Raw genomic sequence first — 20,412 nt, forward strand, 5'->3', positions numbered from 1 at the left:
TAATCAGTTATATAGATTTATTCTCAATAAGATATTTCTATAATACCACATTATCATGCAAAAAGCTCCCCCTGTTTATCACAGGGAGAGCCTTTATTTAGTGAATAAATCTATCTCTCAACAGATATTATGTCATTTATTCCGTTGGCTGATTCCTGATAAAATACTTTTATTTTATCCCCGCTCTGTATAAATATCAGTTCCTCGTTCTCTGAGAAATCCTGCTTGTATACATTGCCATTTTCATCCGTGATATACACATATGTCGTCTCATCCATGTTGATATATTTGATATCAGCTACCGTGATCTGTCTGTTTGGTATATCGTCCGTCATGCTCTGCGTGCTCTTAAGTCCGTTCTCTGCCAGCAGCTTGTTGTATGCCGCAAGTGCGTCCTTCTGGGTAGTGCCTGTAGCTACAATATTGTACTTCTCCACATCGACAAGCGCATACATCTTTACCAGGCCACCGTTGTCCTTTAAGACCATGATGTAGGTTGGTATTCCGCTGATATTGATGAGTGATGGGAAGGATGCCTTATAACCAAGATGCTGTACCTGTCCCTCTGCCGATGACATGGCTGAGTATTCCTCTGCACCTGCCACCTTATAATATTTGCTCTCTCCTGTCCGGAGATTCATCAGGGCAAATCCTATGTTGGACTCGTCACCATTTACCGATGTGACACCTGTATATACCCACACATCGCCGTCCATAACCTTGTAACCATAATCATCCGTAGTCCTCTTGCAGCCCTTATTGCCAAATACGCTGTTCCAGTAGCCGCCTGAGAGCTCGCCGTACCAGTCGTATTTCTGGCACACCAGGTCGCCATCATATACACGGTCCACCCAGTGTGGAACATCACTGACTTCATGGTACTCTGTATCGCCCGTACACGGATCGCATATAACCACGCCCTTTACATCCTTTGCACCGAAGAGTCCTGCATGCGACTCAAGAACCGGACAGATGTAATATGGATTGCCATCGTCACTGAGCTCCAGATAGAAACCTTCAAATATATATGTCGGATAAGCCATCTGGACATGTCTGTACAGGTTCTTGTTGAAATACGCTGAAGGTGAATACACTATAGGCTTTTCAGTCTGTATATAGTGTGCCTCATTCTTTACAGGATCCACAAGAACATAACCCGGGATTCCGTTCTTCCTGTTGTTCATATATTTGATGAATCCCGCATAATTGAGTGCTGCGACTTTCATCGGCGCGCCATTATAATCTATAGTGCTGTAATTGCCGCTGACCTCGTACTGGCTGACCACATCCGAGAGTGAACCGACGGCTCTCTCACCTATGATCCTCGCTGTGCTTGTATCCATCAGTGCAATGTCATTTATCTGCCTGCTCTCCGGGATATCCGTCTGGAAGTCCCCATCCTCTATATTGATGAGACTTGCATACTTTGATGCACAAAACAGTTTGGATGACGCCGCCACCATAATGAGTCCGACCGCTATCATTATTACTACTATCCATGCTGCCGGTTTCGTTGCTTTCGTTGCGACACTTCTGGTATCATTACTCTCCACCGTGAAATCAAGCGTACAAAAGCCAACAAGCGCAACTGAAATGACCATCCACACCCAGAAACTTGTACTCTGTATGTTGATCGCCGGTGTTGCCGCATAATAGTATATAAGCTCTCCTATGACCAGCACGACAAATGCTATCACATTCCATTTGCCGAGCCTTCCTGGGGGCTTTGCAAATATCTCCTTTGCCGCTCCTGTGCTTTTCTTTTTCTTTGTCTGTTTACCCATGTTGCCCTTCTTTCCGGCTTACCACGATCTGATTTTTCGCTGCATATACTTACCGGATCGTGTCTGCCATTAATCTATCTACTCCATATGTCTGCCCCATATATTATCATCTATTCCGATAAAAATATATATCTATCCGGTATATGTTATGCCTCGTATCGTTCTGCCAGTGAACGATTGTATATATGTGCTCTCCTGTGCTTTTTGTTATCCTTTTGCCTTCTCTATCCACTTCACAGCCTTCGCCAGCCTCTTCCCGGAATCGGCAAAATGTCCACCTGGATTTATCTCATATATAACATCATTGTCCTTCTTCAGCAGGTCGCAAATCTCCTTTGTCCGATCCGCCACAGTTGCCATAAGTCTGTCTGACGTTCTCGATTCCTTACCGCCGAGGCTGATGTATATACGTTTATTCGCAAGTGTTGGCTGGCTGTTTACATATTCCACAAATCCCGGATACCACATTGAACCTGAACATGTGGCACACCCGTCAAATATATCAGTCTGATACATTGCCCAAAGTGCAAAAAGCCCGGCAAGCGAATATCCCATGATATAAAGAGGTCTGTTCGCCCGGCTTTGAATATCCAACTGCGGTACGACCTGCTGTTCTATATAATCCAGTATCCGTCCCGCCTCTCCGGCAAATGATCCATCGACCTCATCCGATCTCCACGGTGAGAGATCCCTGTTCCAGTCATCTATCTGTATCGCAACAAGTGTAAAATGTTCTTCTCCCACCAGTTCTCTGATAGAATCCGCTGTGTGCTCCAGTTCATCTCCCCTGTGTGGGTACATGACCCAGAGGATGATCGGACCATTTTCCGAAGATATAAGTGTGTGTAACTGCATATATGTTCATCTCCTATAATGTGTCGGCTATCTTCTGGACTTCCTCCACTGATATGTTCAGTTTCTTCGCTATCTCTTCTATAGGAACCTTCACATCCAAATATGCCCTCACTGCACCCTTTAATTCTCCTCGCGCCTCGCCTATAGATATTCCTCTTTCTTCTCCTCTGGCTTCCGCCCTATCAAGTACTTCACACATATTTTTTAAACCTCCTTTATTTCCGTTAGCCTGCGCCTGTTCAAATCTTTCGTCCTGCGTCAATACGCTCAAATGAATTGTCACCGGAAGAACTTTTGGATATAATGAATTATATAATGATCATCTGTGGGTAATCAACTTACTCACGGATGATTTTTATTTATACGGCGGTTTTTCATAGTTGACTTATTGCGGAATCTGTATTATATATTATAATACAGATAATACAAAAAAGGAGGGACACCACATGATCATAGAGCTTGACATGAGCAGTGACACACCCATATACGTACAGCTGCGCAATCAGATAGTAAAGGGAATCGGCAAAGGCGAGATACAGTCAGGTGAAAAGCTTCCCACTGTAAGACAGCTTGCGGCGGATGCCGGCGTGAACACAATGACTGTGAATAAGACATACCAGATACTAAAAAACGAGGGATATATCAGAACTGACAGAAGGCTTGGAGCATTTGTATCAGAAAATATCAATATGGACGCCGAGTTCCGTGACAAGCTGGAGTCAGAGTTGGAACTTCTGTCTGCCGAGGCAAGCATAACCGGGATGAACCGGGAAGATTTTCTCAAGTTGTGCGATAAAGTATATTCCAAAATGAAGTCTTCTCCAATCCAAATATCCACTAAAATAACAGAAAGGAGCAACATATGAGCATAGCATTATTTATCATATTCCTGTTTATGAACTTCTTCATACTGCTCATAATGAAGTTCGTATATACAAGTAATTATTCGTATACCGAGGGAATGCTCCTGGGTGTCCACATTCCAAAGGAACACAGTGAAGACGAAACCGTCCTGAATATTGTTGCTGCTGCCAAACGTAAGATGAACCGGATTATCTGGATAAATCTCATCCTTGGAACAGCCCTGTGCTTTGTCGTGTTCTGGGAGATCATTATATTCGTACTGGCATACACTGTCTGGATGATCGCATTCTGTTTCCTTATAACATATGCAAACAACTCCGCGCACAGGAAAATGTATGCCCTAAAGATGAAAAATGATTGGGTGGTCCCTGATCAAAGAAGAAAACGTTACATTGATACAAATGTGTCAACCCAGATCGGCAAAAGTGAGATCAGTTTCAATTATCATGGAATAATAATCCTTGTAGAGCTCATTTGCCTAGTGCCATTTGTGATAGGGAAAAGTGCGGTCATATCAACCACAATGATAATAATGGGGCTCTGCTCCGTCCTGATGTCACTTACATCCATGATATTCCACATATATGTAAACCGGCACGAGCGAACTGTGTACAGCTCGGATACCCAGCTCAACCAGACCGTCAACAGAACCATGAAGATATACAAGGGACTAGCAATGCTGATTCTTTCGGCAACAAATGCTGTCGCATGGGTATATATCACTATTGACACCCTGATTCATTGCATATCATCAGCCAGTAAGTCCCGGCAAATTTCGCTTTCTGATATCCTTAATTTCAAGGGTGCGCTTGTAAATGTCTCGCTGTGCAGCTCCGCACTCTATGTCTATATATTTGTCCAGACTCTTGCTGCCATCGGATTGTTTGCACCTCTCCTCATGGCACAAAGCAGAAAACGTGAACTCTTGGCCGCCGACACCAAGCCTCTCTACGTGGATGACGACGAATACTGGAAAACCGGATATTACTACAATCCTTCCGACCCGCATGTGCTGGTTCAGAACAGATTGCAGAGTGGAAATTATACATTTAACTATGCCACCAGGAGCGCAAAGATTTTTACAGGACTTACATATATCCTTATCACCGCCTGCATTGTCTGGACGATAGGCGTGCTTGTGCCATTTATAAACGTGCATATCGACACTCATCTTGACTCCAACAAACTCACAGTGTCTGCTGCCATATACTCATCGGAGATATATTTTGATGACATCGAGGAGGTTCAGCTTCTGGATGAACTGCCAGACGATGATTTTGTTCGCACAAACGGAGGTGCCACCGATGAATACCTGATCGGCCATTTCAAGAGCAGCACCTACGGCAAATGTGAGCTGTATGTATACGCAGACAGTTATCCCATCATCATGATAAAGACGAGGGACGAAGTGATATTTCTGAACACCAGGGATTCTGATGATACATATTCTATCTTCGAATCCATACATTCATGAGATAACGCCAAAACAGGTACAATAGATAAGACCATCATGCATTTTAACACTAAATACATGATGGTCTTTTGATCTGTTCACACATAGCCATTCCGTCTACGCTATCATTTTCTTAAGAAATGCTCCCTGTTAGGATACTCCTGCCTGAACGCCGCCAGTGCGGCACTCTGAAGTATGGCAAATTCCTTGTCCATGTGCAGCATATGCGGTGCGTCAAATGCGATGGAGCTTATCTGATCTGCGATCTTCTTCGCCACCCCCTCATCCGAGAGCTGCCCCATGCCAAATGCTATGGATGTGAAACCTCTGCCGCCTCTGCTCACCTCGATGAACTTGAGAAACGCATTCTTGAGCTCATAAAGCAGTATCTCCTGTTCCTCGGCACTTCTCCTGTCTGCGTCGAACAGGCAGAGCTTGCTTATGATCTCCACAGCCTGTTTCTTTTTCTGACCTCCGATGTCAACAGAACCGCCCTCCGATATGTATTTGAGCTCCATAAGGCAGCCCACAAATGCATCATTCTTCGGCTTTCTCTTGCCATATCTCGCTGTCCACAATCTCTGACGGAAGGCAGTAGACGAACCGGCGCTGTCACCGTCCATATCCGTGCTGTTATTTTCCAGCAGTTCAAGTCTCTTATCTGCATCCGTCTCTTTGTAAAATTCTTCTATCCAGCTATTTTCCATATGCATCCTTCCCGAATATTTAATTCACAATTTTTTATTCACGTATCAGTCGGTTACCTTTATCTGTGCAGGAAATCATCCACGCTGTCAACATCGACCTTCCAGTAAGGCGACACGTAATATTTGCCCTCGTCAAGATTATGACCATCAAGGCTGTTTCCCTTGAAGAGATCAACTGCCAACCGCGCTATCTCTCCCGCCTGGGCCTCCTTGTCATTATAAACTGTTCCCTGCATGTTTCCCTGCTTTATCGCCTGGAGAGCATCATCAAGTCCGTCTATTCCAAAGATCACAGGCCATTTGTCCCGGCTTATACTTGAGTTATCGTACGCCTCAACTGCGCCCAGTGCCATCTCATCATTGTTGGATATGACAAGCTCTATCTGACTGCCATACTGACTTATAAGCTGAGTCATTCTGTTCTCCGCCTGACCTCTGTTCCAGTCTGCAAACTGATAACTGAGCTTCTCAAGATCCACTCCCTTATCCATGATGGTCTTCACCGAACAGTCGGTTCTGCTTATGGCATCCTGATGTCCGGCCTCCCCCTCCAGAAGAACATACTGTATCTTACCATCACCGTTGCGATCCACTTCGCTGTGCTTCTTTATATAATTTGCCGCAATCTCACCCTGCATATCACCGGATTCTTTTGCGTCACAGCCAACATAGTAGAGCTTTTCCCACTGCATCAGGTCATCACGCACCGGCTCTCTGTTGAAAAAGATCACTGGTATATCACTCTGCCTTGCTGACTTGATAATATTTGCCGGTGCGGTTCTGTCTACAAGATTTACACACAGCACATCGCAGCCTGCATCTATCATCTCATCAACTATCTCATCCTGCTCACGCTGATCATTATCACCACTTCTCACCGATACTATCACATTCATGTTTGTGGTCTCCATAGTCTTAAGCTGAGATTTCACCTTTTCAATCATGGCATTTATGAATGGATCATCTGCTGTATAAGTGACCACCCCGACTCTCATGGTTTTGTTTGATTTTTTATTGCTGCTGCCGCAGCCCATAAGCGAGACTATCATCGCAGCTGCCAGCAAAAGCACATATATTTTTCTTCGTTTCTGTTTACTCATATGAATATAAAAACCTCTCTACATCATCGGAGAACAAATCGTCACTGTATATTATCTTTATGCCCTCCTCCCGACTCTTCATCGTATACAACCTGCTGTTCAGACCCTTTACTACCTCTGTCACACTGGCATAGCCAACACCGTATCCATCCGGAATAACAAGGCACTTTATCTTGCCCGCATCAAGCAGCGCCACAGATTTTACGCTGGTCCCCATTCCATATATCTGGGCGCCATTGTACATACCGTTATCCGCATTCTCTCCTATCTCATCGATCGCATATGTGTCCATCACAACCATGTAGTCCACCTTTCCCAGAATATCCACAATGTCACATATGTTCTGATTGCCACATCGGCTGTACACCCAGCTCACCTCGCATCCGGTTCCTTCTACCGCATCCATAAGTCCTGCTTTTCCGCTCACACTTCCCTCTGTCTGGGAATATCCGGTTATAATGCCTATGCTTTTGCCACGGAGTCCGTCCGCATCATTTGCCCTGATCTGTTCTCCAAGGGTATATCCTATCTTGTAGTTATCAGGTTTTATCGTGACAAATCCCGAGGCGCCATCTTCACTGTATGCATCCTGGGTTATAAGTACAAATGGTACATCGCCAAGCTGCCTCAGCATATCCGATGTATCCTCGCCCGGTGCCGGACAAATTATGAATGCATCTACATCATTTTCAAGCTGTTCATCTATGAGCTCCTTCTCATCCTGGGCTGACTCGATATCATCAGTGTTGCATATGATAAGATGGATATCATTGACATTTGCTGATTGTTTAAGTCCATTTATAAGTCCATCCCACCTCTTATCACCGGAATTTGAAAGTATGACCGCTACTCTTTTCTGAGGTATATTTTCCCGGAATATCTGATGTATAAAGAATCCGGCTATAACCACCAGAAACAGCTCCGCGATCAAAAAGGTTATCTTACTCTTCTTCATCTGTCACCATCCCCCTTCCAAAATCCTGCCTCTCAAGTCTCTCTCTGTTCTCCTCCGTGTAAGGAATGGCTGGAATGTGAATGACAACCTTTGTTCCCTCGTCCGGCTCACTGTACACCTTTAATCCATATTCGCTGCCAAACATCAGCTTTATCCTGGAGTGAACATTGATAACACCCACTCCGGAGCCATGCTTTGGCACCTTATTGTTGTCCACAAGGATGTTCCGGGCAACATCCTCCGACATACCCATGCCATTATCCTCAACTGAAATGTAGATGTCATCGCCCTTCTTCTCGCCACGGACAGTTATCTTGCCACCATCGTCCTCATCCATGTTGCCCACACCGTAGTATATTGCATTTTCCAGGATTGGCTGCACGATAAGTTTAACTGTACAATAGTCATTTATCTCTTCGTCTATGATAAATTCTGTAGCAAATCTTTCTTTATATCTTACCTTCTGTATGTTCATGTAACTCGTGCTGTGCTGGATCTCGTCCGCTATCCTTATGACAGTTCTGCCCTTTGACAGACTTATCCTCAGCAGCTTTGCAAGCTCAGATATCATAAATACTGCATCTGTATTTCTGTTCGCCTCCACCATCCATGTTATGGACTCCAGTGTATTATACAGGAAATGCGGATTGATCTGACTCTGGAGCGCATCCATCTCACTCTTTCTCCGCTCATTCTGCTGTCTGATTATCTCCTGCATCAGAATCTCTATCTGCTCATAGGATTTCTTGACCGAATATCCCAGATGTCTTATCTCGGAAGATCCTCCAATATATATATCCGTGGTTCCACCTGTCTCATATGACTTTACTGATTCATTCAGCTTAAGTATAGGCTTTGAGATTTTCTTTGTTATGATCCTGTTCACCCACAAGAGCATCATAAGCAATATCACAACCGTAGTTATGATGTAATATCTGTACTGATTGATACTGGCAGTCTGAACACTTTCCGGGACAACTCCTATGATCTTCCATCCAGTGTAGGCTATGCTGCTGACAACAACATTTTCTGTGCCACCCGTCATCTTGATCTCATATGTACCGTCGTCATATACCGCTGCCTCTGTACTTTCCTCTGTGAAAAAGCCTCTGTCTATCTCTGCTCTTCGCGGATGGTATATGATATCTCCGTCACGATTGCACAGATAATAATAAGTCTCACTTGAAGAATCATTGATCCTTGAAAGAGCCTCCTCGATCACGGAATACTTCATATCTATCAGAAGCACGCCGTTTACCGGCTTATCTCCATCATTGATATCAACAGAACGGCTGAGGGATATGACCCAATAATACCTGTTGGCGCCATCTTGAAACAGATCTTGTATATGAGGTGTAGAGAAGTGCATATTCTCTATATCTTCAGATGCATTCTTGTACCATTCCTGTTCCTCCACATTAACCTTATCCTTCTGCACTGCAACCGGCTCCGCAGCAACAAGCTTCCCGGAATTGTCGTACAACGCCATACTCTGCACTTTGTCAGCATTCACCTCATATAAAAGACTGAACTGTCTGCTGAACTCCTGACTGGAGATGTCATATTCCTGGATGATATTATAATTCACTCCATTAGATATCTGTCTGATGCCTGCCAGGTCTGTATCCACTTTATCCACAGTACTCTCTATCATGCTTTCTGCATTTGACACTGCAGTCTGCTTTATCGCAAGCTTGAATCTATTGTAAATAAGAAACCCCATAACCACAGTTGTGGTTATCGTCAGTCCTGTGAGCACCGCCATGATTATTGACTGTATGTCAAATCCTATAAATCTGCCATGATGAAACCAGCCTCGCAGCCTCGCGCGCAGAGAATATTTATTTTTCTGCTTTTTGCCCTGAGCATCCTTTTTCTCTCTAATCTTCAAAACAATTCTACTCCCCTTATACTTTCTCTGCTCTACTTATTCCCCGCATGTTCAGTTCTGTACTTTGATGGCGACATTCCAAATCTCTTCTTGAACACATAGCTGAAATAATTTGCATCCTGATATCCCACCTGCTCTGCTATCTTATAGCTCTTCTCATTTGTCTCAAGTATGAGATTGGCTGCGTGATCCATCCTGTAATCCGTCAGATACGAGATAAATGCCTTGCCTGTCTCCTTCTTGAACACCGATGAAAAATACGAATTGGACACACCAAGCTCTGAGCACACCGTATCCAACGACAGATCGGGCTCCATATACCTGTCAACTACCATATTCTGGGCATCCGTTACCATTCTTCTGGACGTGTTATTTCTGGCATTTTTCAATTCCTCGCCGATCGCCATCGATGTGTCTATGAGCCATGCTGTGAGGGTAACTTCATCCATCTCAGGAACCTTCTCGTATGGGTTGCTGATCCCGCCTGAAAAATTATCAAAATCTATAAAATTATTTGCACAGAATCTGTAGAATGTTCCTACCATCTCCATGAGCGTCAGCTTATACCTGTTCATGGTCTGTGCAGATCTGTGCAGCTTCTCTATCTCATCATGTACTGCGCCCTCAATGGCATCTCTTTTGCCAAGATATATTGACTTGATAAGCTCATGCATATTTGCATCTTCATACTGTACTGCTGCCTTCTGCTCCTTCGGTGCGATCTCAGCAATGTTTATAGCCCTCTGGGTTCCGTATAAAACCCTATATGATACAGCTTCCCTGGCACCCTCATATGAATTGTTGATATTCAGAAGACTGTCGCACACTCTGCCAATACCGGCAGTCACCACGGCACCCATGACTCGGTAAGCCCATCTGCAGAATCTGTCGCAGGCATCCGTCAGCTCTGCCATGGCATCCTCTGAGACTATCTCGATGATGAGCACCGTGTTGCCCAGATATGTAAATACCTTGCATTTCCATGTATCAGCAATTCTGTCCTTGATCTGCTGTTCCACTGACATTGACAACAGAAGCGGGTTCATTCCATCTGGAACGTGATGCTCCGATGTATGAAAAACCGCGCAGCAATAAAGCGGTCCCTTCATATCGATCTGGTATGCTGCAAGGAATTTCTCATAATCCGACTCGCTCACTCTGCCCTCTATCAGTGATACAAACAGATTTGTCTGAAGAACAGGCAGAGATGCATTGAAATAATTTGCAAGCTTCTCTACATTCAGCTTTTCCTCCCTCTCCTTGTCCAGAGAGTTCTTGACCCTCTTCAGACAATCCGAGAGTTCTAAGGCATTTATAGGCTTGAGCATGTACTCCTCTATCTCAAGGTGCACCGCCTCCTTGGCATACTCAAACTCATCAAACCCTGTGAATATGATGATGTGTATATTCTGATAATCATTGTTGAGTCGTCTGGACAGCTCAAGACCGTCCATATACGGCATCTTAATGTCCGTTATGACCACATCCGGCTGTAGCTTCTCCACTAATTCAAGAGCCTTCACACCATTGTTGGCACTTCCCACAACATCAAACCCAAGCATATCCCAGTGGATCTTTCTCTCTATAACATCTATAACCTCTTCCTCGTCATCGACAAGGATAACCTTGTATTTATCCATCTAACAGAAATCCTTTCTATATATCAAATGCCACCCGGTTCACCGGTCTTTTCCAGCAATGTAATTATATCAAATACCGCAGAGAATATCTGTACTTTTATTATTATTTCATTATTTCTTCATCTATATCGTCAAGGAATTTTCCTCACCTGTCCGTGACTCGAAACCTTGCCTGTTTCCAGCTGAGGATCCAGCTTGTTTCCGGCTGCATGCATGGCTGCATTTATATACTGCGACATCGATAGTGAACACGACTGAGCTTCAGCGCTCTTTGCCACTGCGGAGACCGCATTGCCCTTATCGCGGTCAAAGCAGTGTGCAGATAAAAGCAAGCTGAAGTGAGGGAAGGGGAACACTCGTCCAGAAATTCACAATATATAAATATCTCCACAGGCCAGCCTTCCTTGCATGCGCCTGCCACTTTTATGCATACCACCTAATCGATAGCTAGACGCGACTGAGCTTCAATGATTTTTGCTAAGGCAGAGCGCGCAAACGCCCTTATCGCGCGCGGCGCCGCATGCAGATAAAATCATTGGAGCGAAGGAAGCGGCTGCGTGATTAGGTGGCATGCATAAAAAAGTGGCATAGATGCACAGAAGGCGTCCGCTAATCCACATGCCTTGCGTCATGCGTGCACTTCGTGCACTTCACAAGGAATCCTCCCGCTTATGCGGGCCCCTCCTTATGAAAAAAGCCGCTCAATCCATCCTGTAGACGATCCGAGCGGCTTTTTATATAAAGGTTTTGTGAGAGTTAAATTTGTTGTTCCTTACTTCTTCTGTACATACTTGAGACAGTCAAGAGTTACAGCGGCAAGGATGATGATACCTTCGAATATGAACTGAAGGTTTGTATCAATACCAAGAATAGTAAGTGAGTAGGTAAGTGATGTGAAGATAAGAACACCAGTTACAACACCGGAGATCTTACCGATACCACCTGTGAATGAAACACCACCAACAACGCAGGCTGCTATGGCGTCCATATCCCAGCCCTGTCCATAAGCTGCACTACCTGAACCAACCATTCTGTTACACTCAAGCCATGATCCGAATCCGTAAAGGATACCGGCAAGGATGAATGCGCCAAGTGTTACCTTGAAAACTGATATACCTGAAACTGCTGCTGCCTCTGGGTTTCCACCTACAGCGTACAGATTCTTACCAAATGTAGTCTTGTTCCAGATGAACCATACTACAACTACAGCAACTATTGCCCAAATGATAATAGTTGGGAAGTTTCCTATTGTTGGGATGAACATATTTGGTATTGCTGAATCAATAGCACCAAATGAAACACCCTTTGTCGCATATGTTACAAGTCCGAAGATTATCAGCATGTTCGCCATTGTTGAGATGAACGGATGCATCTTGTACTTCGCCATGAAGAAACCTGCAATACTTGAGAATACTGTTGTGAGGATAATACATGCAACAAGTGCAAATAATGCTTTTCCTACAACTGGCATACTTGAGAAATCAAATATGTGTCCGAACACACCACCTGTATTTGCACCGTTGTGCATGATAATGGTAGCTGTAACCATACCCATACCAACCATACGTCCAATCGAAAGATCGGTACCAGTCAGGAGGATAAGTCCCGCAACACCGAGTGCCAGGAACATTCTAGGTGATGCCTGCTGAAGTATATTCAGTATATTGGTAACTGTGAGGAGCTGTGTGTTCTTCACAATCGGAGTGATGATACAAAGTGCAATGAATATCAACACGATTACTATATACAGACCATTCTTGTAAAGGAACTGTGTTGTATTGAATGTGTACTTGTAATTCTCAAATTTCTGTGCTCTGCTCTGCATGAATGTGTACTTGGACATTCTAAGAAGATCTATCAGATGATACTTGTGTGAAAATGCATCATGCTTTCTGTCCTTGATCTCCTGAAGTCTTGACTCATGTGTCATCTGTGCATCAAAGAGCTTGTTCTTGTATACATATTTCTCGTCCTTGATCTCTTCCGAATCAGAGAGCTTTGCAAGTGTCTGCTCATGCTCTGTCTTGAGTGTTGCCTTTACTCTCTCATAGGACTCATTTTCTGCTGCCTTCTCAGCCTCGCAGCTTGCCACTACCTTGCTGTAGTACTCGCTGTCATAGTGCTCCTTAAGGTATCCCTCTGCATCGGCGATGAGCTTTGCAACCTTATCTTTGTTGGCTGCCTCAACTGCCTTTGCCTTCTCCAGGGCTGCCTTATCCTTTGCGATTATGCTATCCTTTTCATCCTTTGATAAATTCTTATCTTCCTTTGCGATAGCTATATGGTTCTTCAAACTACGAACCTTGTCAGATCCATCAACTCGAAGTTCATCGATCTGAGCCTGTATCTTTCCAACATATTCATCAATCGGCTTAAGGAGTTTTTCCTCTGCATCAGCCGAAAGGATCATATTTTTATCTGCCATATCCATGCTCCTCTCTATTACAAATATTTAGCACTAAGTCTTAACAATTCTTCCTGATTAGTCTCCTTGGTATTTACAATTCCGGCAAGGTGTCCATTTGACATAACACCTATACGGTTTGTGATACCCAGGATCTCCGGCATCTCAGAGGAGACAACTATGATAGTCTTGCCCTGCTTTGCCATGTTGATTATAAGTTCATATATTTCATACTTGGCTCCTACGTCAATACCTCTTGTAGGATCATCCATCATGAATACATTTGGTGAACGCTCAAGCCATTTTCCGAAGATAACCTTCTGCTGATTACCACCGGACAGGTTGGCGATCATATCGTCAGGTCCCATACACTTGGTGTGCATGACCTTGATCTCCTCAGCGGTGGCACGAACCATGCTGTCATGTGACAGTGCCACGCCGCTCTTGTAGTGGTTCATATTTGCAATGGTGGTATTGAAGGTGATATCTGCCTTGAGGAAGAGACCATTTGCCTTTCTCTCCTCAGTGATAAGGGCAAATCCGTGATCCATAGCATCCTTTGGACCAGTGAAGTTCATGATCTTGCCACCATACATTACATTTCCTGCTGCTCTTGTACGAATACCAAATATAGTTTCCAGAAGCTCTGTACGGCCTGCACCAACCAGACCATATAGACCGAATATCTCACCCTTCTTCACATCAAATGTGATGTTCTGGAGCTTCGGTGCATACTTTGTGGAAAGTCCCTGTACTGAGAGGATCGTCTCACCCGGCGTATTGTCGACCGGTGGGAATCTGTTATCAAGTGAACGACCAACCATGGCTGATATAAGCTCGTTCATGTTGGTGTCCTTGCTGTCCTTTGTCATGACCAGACTACCGTCTCGGAGAACTGATATCTGATCACAGATCTCGAATATCTCATCCATCTTATGTGAGATGTAGATCAGGGAAATTCCCTGCTCCTTGAGCTGTCTCATCATCTTGAAAAGCTTTGCAACCTCAGGTGCTGTCAGCGATGATGTAGGCTCATCAAGTACGATTACCTTGGAATTGTACGAGATAGCCTTTGCGATCTCACACATCTGTCTCTGGGAAACTGACATTCTCTTCATCGGCTGTGTAAGATTGACCGTTATACCCAGCTTTCTGAACAAGTCTGAAGCTTCCTTCTTCATACGGCCCTCATCGATGACTCCAAGAGAGTTCTTTGGATAACGTCCAAGGAACAGGTTGTCAACAACGCTTCTCTCAAGACACTGATTTAATTCCTGATGAACCATCGCAACTCCATTCTCGAGTGCATCCTTAGGGCCAGAAAAATTTACTTCTTTTCCATCTAATATTATTGTGCCTTCGTCCTTCTGATAGGTTCCGAAGAGACACTTCATCATTGTCGATTTACCGGCACCATTCTCACCCATAAGTCCCATGATCGAACCAGGTTTAACATTCAAATTAATATGGTTAAGGACCTTGTTTCTGCCGAATGATTTGCTCATGCCTTGAATCGATAAGATGTATTTATTCTTATCTTCTGCCATATCTCTACTTCCTTTCATTGAACATCAGCCTATTAATAGCCGCCTTCGGCGAGGACTGATGCTACATATCAAGTTTTCATAGAAAACTTGATACATGCTCTTAGTAAAAGAAGGGTATCAAATGTTTAGTCTGACACCCCTCTGAGTTAAATCATTTCCTATTGATCAATCATCCAGGTAACTTATATTACTTAGAGAGAATTGATGTGTATGATGCTGCATTGTCTGTCTTAACCATGTTGATTGCAAATGCATCATACTCGCCTGGGTTACCAAGACGGTTTGTGATGTTAGACTCTGTCTGTCCATCACCACCGATGTAATCTACATTCAGGTTAAGAAGGTCATCGTAGTTCTGAAGAAGTGGCTGGTATGTTGAGCTCAGGAAGTTATCTGAAGCGTTGTAGATATCAAGCCATACCTTCTTGCTTGGGCTCTTGCTTGAGTCAAGCTGCTTTGAAACCTTGTCATAAACCTTTGTTGAATCTGTGAAATCCTGATAGTTGTCTGCTGTTACTGCCACATTCAGTGCGTAGTATGATCTCTCGTCTGCGCTGTATCTGTAGTCAACACCTTCCTCAAGCTGGTTTCCAGCCTCGTCTGCTGTACCGATACCAGTATCAACATCTACACCATCAAGTGCGTTACGGAGAACTCTCAGTGTCAGGTAAGCCTGAACATCTGCATGCTGTGAAATTGTTCCGCCGTAGCCCTCTGCAATTGCTGCAACTGCATCGCTGTTAGCATCGTATCCAAATGTAGGAACCTTTGCGTCCTTTGCCCAGGCATTGAACATTGACATTCCCATACCATCGTTATTTGAAACAACTACATCAATCTGATCACCAAATGATGCTGTCCATGTTCCTATTGCATTACCAGCTGTAGCTGCATCCCATGTAGCTCCTGCTGAGTTCTTCATCTCCTGTGATGCAAGCTCTCTGATCGTATATGTCTTGCCATCTACATCAAGCTTAGCATCCTGTACTACTGTTGCCTTACCATCTACGTTTGTTCCGGCTGGTGTTGAATCAACTGCTCCGCTTGCATCAACTCCTGTGCCAAGTGCTGAACGAACACCTCTTGTACGCGCGATTGAATCATTGTGTCCGATATCACCGATTGCAAGTACATATCCGATGACTCCATCACCGTTACGATCGATCGTTGCTGCGTTTGCCTTGATGTAATCAAGAACCATCTGTCCCTGAAGCTCAGCACCCTGATTAGCATCAAATCCTACATAATATGTGTCCTTGTTGTAGCTAAGGGCATCCTTGTCAAGCTCTCCTGTTGAGCTGTTGGATGGCTGACGGTTGAACCAGCAAAGTGGCTTGTCCTTGTTTGCTACTCCGCTGCTTGAACTTCCGCCACTTGAGCTTCCGCCTGATCCACATCCTACCATTGATAATGCAAGTGTTGCAGCTGCTGCTACAGCTAAAATTCTTCTTTTTCTCATATTACGTTCCCTCCTGTTCTTTGAACATCAGCCCATTTGTAATTGCCTTCGGCAAGGGCTGATGCTGCATGTTAAGTTTTCTGAAACTTAACACATCCTTTGGCTTTGTGTGTTTTATTTTTTCGTCTTGCCTCATTGACTGTATTCATTATAATTTGACAGGGGTTTTGAAAGAATAGAATATTTTTGGATTAATTAGCAAAATTTTGCGATTTATTGAGATTTTTATAGATATTTTTAACAATAGCGGTTGTTTAATAGTTATATATTAGGATATTTTTGACTTAATAGTGATGGTTTAGCTTGCTTTACTGGGCAATTTTCACCTGTCACCGGCAAGTTTGGAGGGCGGGATGGTCTGTGATGACATATTCTATACGGTGGCTTAGCGGCGTTTTAGTGGCACTTCCTATAACAGCTTGTTTTTATCTTTTGGTTGTTTTCCATCTGTTTTGCGCATAGTCATAAAAGCAAGCTGCCTTCCTCACATAGCACATGCCTCTCGCATCACTGCACATTTATGGCGATGAGCAATTCATGCTAAAACATGGTCATGTACAGTAATCCACGCAAACAAAAAAGAGCGTGGGTTCGACTCACCCACGCTCTTTTTCAGGCCTACATATTCACATTCAAGTAATTTCCACAATAAGGACATTTGCTGGAATATCCAGTCGCTGCACGGAAACTCGAACCACAATTCGGGCATCTGACCGCCACAAGTCTCAGCTTATCCGGTGCCACCGGCTTGTCGTCCATGAGCTCTTCCTCACCAGGAAGCCTCTCATCCCTTACTGAATCCGGATCATAGCCGTATTTGCCGTTGTACTCAAATATATCTATCGTCAGACCTATCGGGTACATGCCGGCACCCCTTGTGAATCCCGTTGGTATTATAGCCTCCCGCTCAACATGGTAGCTGTCAAAATAATGCACGATTGTGTCCATCATATATGTATTGTTCACCCTGACAGAAGTATTCTCCGTGTATCCATATATCTTTGCAGGATACCTCACGCCCTTTTTCACTATCATCTTCTTGTTGTGAACCAATATCGCCACCACTATGTCCATTCCCCCACCGATCAGTAAGAAACTTCCCGGAAGGCTCAGCATAGCCAGGGGGAATTTGCCAGGCTCCGCCACAATTGCAAATATAATTCCCACGAAAACACCGACAGCAAGGAATATACTGCCAACCAAAACCACTATCTTATGAGCTGCATTCATCTTATTTCTCCTTTTCCCCAATATCTGCAAAAACCACCGATTCTCTGCTCATACAATGTCTACATCACCATCTGCCAGATTATGTACAATACAAGCAAGTGTCCCGGATAAAATGCATAACAGAAGTATTTAAACCACTTCTTATGGTATCCCAATTTTCCATTGTATAGCCATATCACCGGCAATGCGATTAGCGCAAACGCCTGCTGCGGGAATTCAAAGCTATGTCCCGCTATACTAAACGTATAACAATATCCACTAAGCAGCTGTGCATTGATATAATACATACACACGAGCTGTGCTATCAATTTCCATGGTTCCTTGCCCCGGAACAGATAGAACATTATAACCATGACAACTCCCGCTCCATAGAAATCAACCATGGTGATCGTTCCTATCACATATCCCACAAGTGTCACAACAACCGCAACCGGGATCCACAGCCATACCTTGCCCGTTTTCCTTACCTTGTCTATCAATGCTATCAGCAGTAATCCTATGAGAAATGTCCAAAGTACATTCTGATGAAACAGATACAGGACACTGTCTCCGGACACAAGATCAAATGGAACTTCAGATATCACCGCAAATATCAGCATTCTGCACAGATATCTGCGGAAATTACTGGTATGGTAAAATCCCTCAACTATCATGAACGCAAATATCGGAAATGCTATTCTTCCTATGCACGTAAGTATATCCACATACGGAAACAACGTTGCCCACATGTGATCACTCAACATGCATGTCATCGCAATGATATGCAGCATACAGGAGCTGAATACTCCTGCCTTTATATTCCAGGACTGTTTCCCCGGATCAATCATTTTACCATTCTGTATATCCGTCATATTGGTTCCTCCTTTTTATATGACTTCGTCATATTGGTTCCTTCTCTTTATAATGTGCCGCCAACTCCTGCGCCCTTGTTGAATCCGAAGATGGCACAGCATATCAGGTCTATGATGAACAACGCCGACAATGTGATACATATAATATTCTGAACTTTTTTGCTCTTGGAATTCAGAAATTCACTGAGCTTCGGTGCCGCTATATACACTCCAAACAGACTTCCCATGCCAAACGCAAGGAGTCCCACCAGACATATTCTTCCATTTACATTAAGGAACTCGTTCTTGTAGTCCCAATACTGTGAGTTAAAGAAGAAATCCAGTGCCCAGCTCGCTATAAATTCTATGATTCCACATACCACCATCGCCATAGCAAACAGCTTTGCTTTATCTGCCTTGAAGCGGTCAAGCAGGAATATAATAGCAACGCCGCCGACTCCGTACACGGGCAGCCATGGTCCATACATGGTTCCGCGGTTTACAAGAACATGATCCATAACTATATAGAGCAAGACCTCCCACAGCCATCCTATAAAACAGAACACAAAGAAGAAGAAAATGAAATCCCTAAGACTGTATTCACTCTTCACCTTCATTCCCTCAGGAACCTCAACCGCGACATCCTGGAGAATATAGACCGGCTTGGTCCATACCTCAGCAACTCCCGCGTCTCCTGCCGACTTATAAGCAGCCTCGATAACCTTTTTGTTATATGGTGCAGCATTGAATGCTTCCTCGACAAAATTTTCCACACCTATATTCTGTCTGAACCAGAAGTACATCTCCACATCAAGCTCCATCTGGAACGGTAATGCTACCAGAAGTCCTGCAACCGGTATAGCCTTGATCATCCACACGTGGATGCATGACAGATCCGTCAGGAACATTTTCCACTTATAGCCTCTCGTCATCTCCCTTGACATGTTCTTCGCATCTCTCCACTTGAGTCTTGGATTCTCCGCCAGGAGATATGGAACCATCCTATACTGATAATACTTGTACACACCACCGATTATCGTGAGCCACCAGAGTGTCATAACAACATTGTAACAGAACATGACCCACATAAGTCTGAGTAAATAATGTCTGTGGAAAGGTGCAAACATTCGGTTGATGGACACCTTGTCACTGTATCTGCACTCCATGGCATAACGGCATTTGCCGACTATTGCCGCACTCTGTATGAAGAAATGCAGTACCGCCATGATAAGTGCGGATATGAGAAGCATCACTATGACCTCACCGGGATTTCTCTTCACGTATGCCGTATTGGCACCTAAAAGCTTGATGATCCAAGTCTGTTTCACCGTCACCGAATCTATCATCCGGGCAACTGTCTCTGCTTTTTTCTCCGACATATGCTCAACCATCGGCATATTCTTCACATATTCCTTGAGTATGGTCACATTGTCCGCCTCATGCTCTGTCTCCTGCCCGAGCACCTGATCTATACCCTTCACGAACTTTGTCTGTGAAGAATCATCTACCCCAAGATAAGAGAATACAAAACACACAGCGACCATAGCCATCCAAGCCATAAGTCCACGTTTAAATACCGTGTTCCACGCTCCCTTTCTAAGCTGTTTCCTGTTCCAAGTCATTATAATACATTCTCCCTTATAGAATTTTAAATGTTATCATCTTACGTCTATATCACACATTTTTAATGTCA

General features: G+C 44.1%; 16 protein-coding genes. 2 read left to right on the forward strand and 14 right to left on the reverse strand.

Annotated features, from left to right (window positions below):
- Positions 1-110 precede the first annotated feature (110 nt).
- The 3 genes from DWX57_RS06360 to DWX57_RS06370 all read right to left on the reverse strand — a co-directional run bounded on the left by DWX57_RS06360 (position 111) and on the right by DWX57_RS06370 (position 2,838).
- Positions 111-1,784, reverse strand: a complete 1,674-nt coding sequence (locus tag DWX57_RS06360; protein ID WP_120123261.1) for a hypothetical protein — start codon at positions 1,782-1,784, stop codon at positions 111-113.
- A 207-nt stretch (positions 1,785-1,991) separates the two neighbouring features.
- Positions 1,992-2,639 (reverse strand): alpha/beta hydrolase, encoded by a 648-nt coding sequence (locus DWX57_RS06365; protein WP_120123262.1) that lies wholly within the window; start codon positions 2,637-2,639, stop codon positions 1,992-1,994.
- A 13-nt stretch (positions 2,640-2,652) separates the two neighbouring features.
- Positions 2,653-2,838: a hypothetical protein gene (locus DWX57_RS06370; RefSeq protein WP_055146045.1), complete on the reverse strand. Its 186-nt coding sequence runs from the start codon at positions 2,836-2,838 to the stop codon at positions 2,653-2,655.
- A 247-nt stretch (positions 2,839-3,085) separates the two neighbouring features.
- On the opposite strand from DWX57_RS06370, the gene DWX57_RS06375 reads away from it, so the two are divergent.
- Together DWX57_RS06375 and DWX57_RS06380 are read left to right on the forward strand one after the other, a co-directional pair.
- On the forward strand, positions 3,086-3,505 hold the full coding sequence (locus DWX57_RS06375; RefSeq protein WP_120123263.1) for a GntR family transcriptional regulator: 420 nt from the start codon (positions 3,086-3,088) through the stop codon (positions 3,503-3,505).
- Positions 3,502-4,977 carry a PH domain-containing protein gene (locus DWX57_RS06380; RefSeq protein ID WP_120123264.1) on the forward strand — a complete coding sequence of 492 codons (1,476 nt, stop codon included), beginning with the start codon at positions 3,502-3,504 and terminating at the stop codon, positions 4,975-4,977. The genes DWX57_RS06375 and DWX57_RS06380 overlap by 4 nt, the downstream gene beginning before the upstream one ends.
- Before the next feature lie 104 nt (positions 4,978-5,081).
- Here the strand turns inward: DWX57_RS06380 and DWX57_RS06385 are convergent, their stop codons facing one another.
- From DWX57_RS06385 to DWX57_RS06435, 11 genes are all read right to left on the reverse strand, one after another.
- Positions 5,082-5,663 carry a DUF6553 family protein gene (locus DWX57_RS06385; protein ID WP_118757924.1) on the reverse strand — a complete coding sequence of 194 codons (582 nt, stop codon included), beginning with the start codon at positions 5,661-5,663 and terminating at the stop codon, positions 5,082-5,084.
- A gap of 59 nt (positions 5,664-5,722) precedes the next feature.
- A complete protein-coding gene (locus DWX57_RS06390) occupies positions 5,723-6,763 on the reverse strand; it encodes a galactose ABC transporter substrate-binding protein (protein ID WP_120123265.1) in 1,041 nt (346 codons plus the stop codon).
- On the reverse strand, positions 6,756-7,718 hold the full coding sequence (locus DWX57_RS06395; protein WP_120123266.1) for a substrate-binding domain-containing protein: 963 nt from the start codon (positions 7,716-7,718) through the stop codon (positions 6,756-6,758). Before DWX57_RS06395 ends, DWX57_RS06390 begins: the two co-directional genes overlap by 8 nt.
- Positions 7,705-9,609, reverse strand: a complete 1,905-nt coding sequence (locus DWX57_RS06400) for a cache domain-containing sensor histidine kinase (RefSeq protein WP_118757922.1) — start codon at positions 9,607-9,609, stop codon at positions 7,705-7,707. The genes DWX57_RS06395 and DWX57_RS06400 overlap by 14 nt, the downstream gene beginning before the upstream one ends.
- A 32-nt stretch (positions 9,610-9,641) precedes the next feature.
- The gene (locus DWX57_RS06405) at positions 9,642-11,249 is read right to left on the reverse strand and encodes a response regulator (protein WP_118017061.1); all 1,608 of its coding nucleotides are present in this window, start codon (positions 11,247-11,249) and stop codon (positions 9,642-9,644) included.
- Positions 11,250-12,021: 772 nt separating this feature from the next.
- Positions 12,022-13,674 (reverse strand): ABC transporter permease subunit, encoded by a 1,653-nt coding sequence (locus DWX57_RS06410; protein ID WP_117549881.1) that lies wholly within the window; start codon positions 13,672-13,674, stop codon positions 12,022-12,024.
- A 17-nt stretch (positions 13,675-13,691) separates the two neighbouring features.
- Positions 13,692-15,200, reverse strand: coding sequence for a sugar ABC transporter ATP-binding protein (locus DWX57_RS06415; protein ID WP_015534393.1), 1,509 nt, complete (start codon positions 15,198-15,200; stop codon positions 13,692-13,694).
- 187 nt (positions 15,201-15,387) lie between these two features.
- Entirely contained in the window at positions 15,388-16,659 is a 1,272-nt protein-coding gene (locus DWX57_RS06420; RefSeq protein WP_117549883.1) for a substrate-binding domain-containing protein, read from the reverse strand.
- A 618-nt stretch (positions 16,660-17,277) separates the two neighbouring features.
- Positions 17,278-17,889, reverse strand: coding sequence for a zinc-ribbon domain-containing protein (locus DWX57_RS06425; RefSeq protein WP_015534396.1), 612 nt, complete (start codon positions 17,887-17,889; stop codon positions 17,278-17,280).
- Positions 17,890-17,948: 59 nt separating this feature from the next.
- Positions 17,949-18,740 (reverse strand): TraX family protein, encoded by a 792-nt coding sequence (locus DWX57_RS06430; protein ID WP_119999412.1) that lies wholly within the window; start codon positions 18,738-18,740, stop codon positions 17,949-17,951.
- 47 nt (positions 18,741-18,787) lie between these two features.
- Complete coding sequence (locus DWX57_RS06435) at positions 18,788-20,341, reverse strand: DUF975 family protein (RefSeq protein ID WP_120123267.1); 1,554 nt, start codon at positions 20,339-20,341, stop codon at positions 18,788-18,790.
- Positions 20,342-20,412: the final 71 nt, after the last annotated feature.

Source organism: Coprococcus sp. AF19-8AC (genome assembly GCF_003603115.1).
GTDB classification, from domain to species: Bacteria; Bacillota; Clostridia; order Lachnospirales; family Lachnospiraceae; genus Coprococcus; species Coprococcus aceti.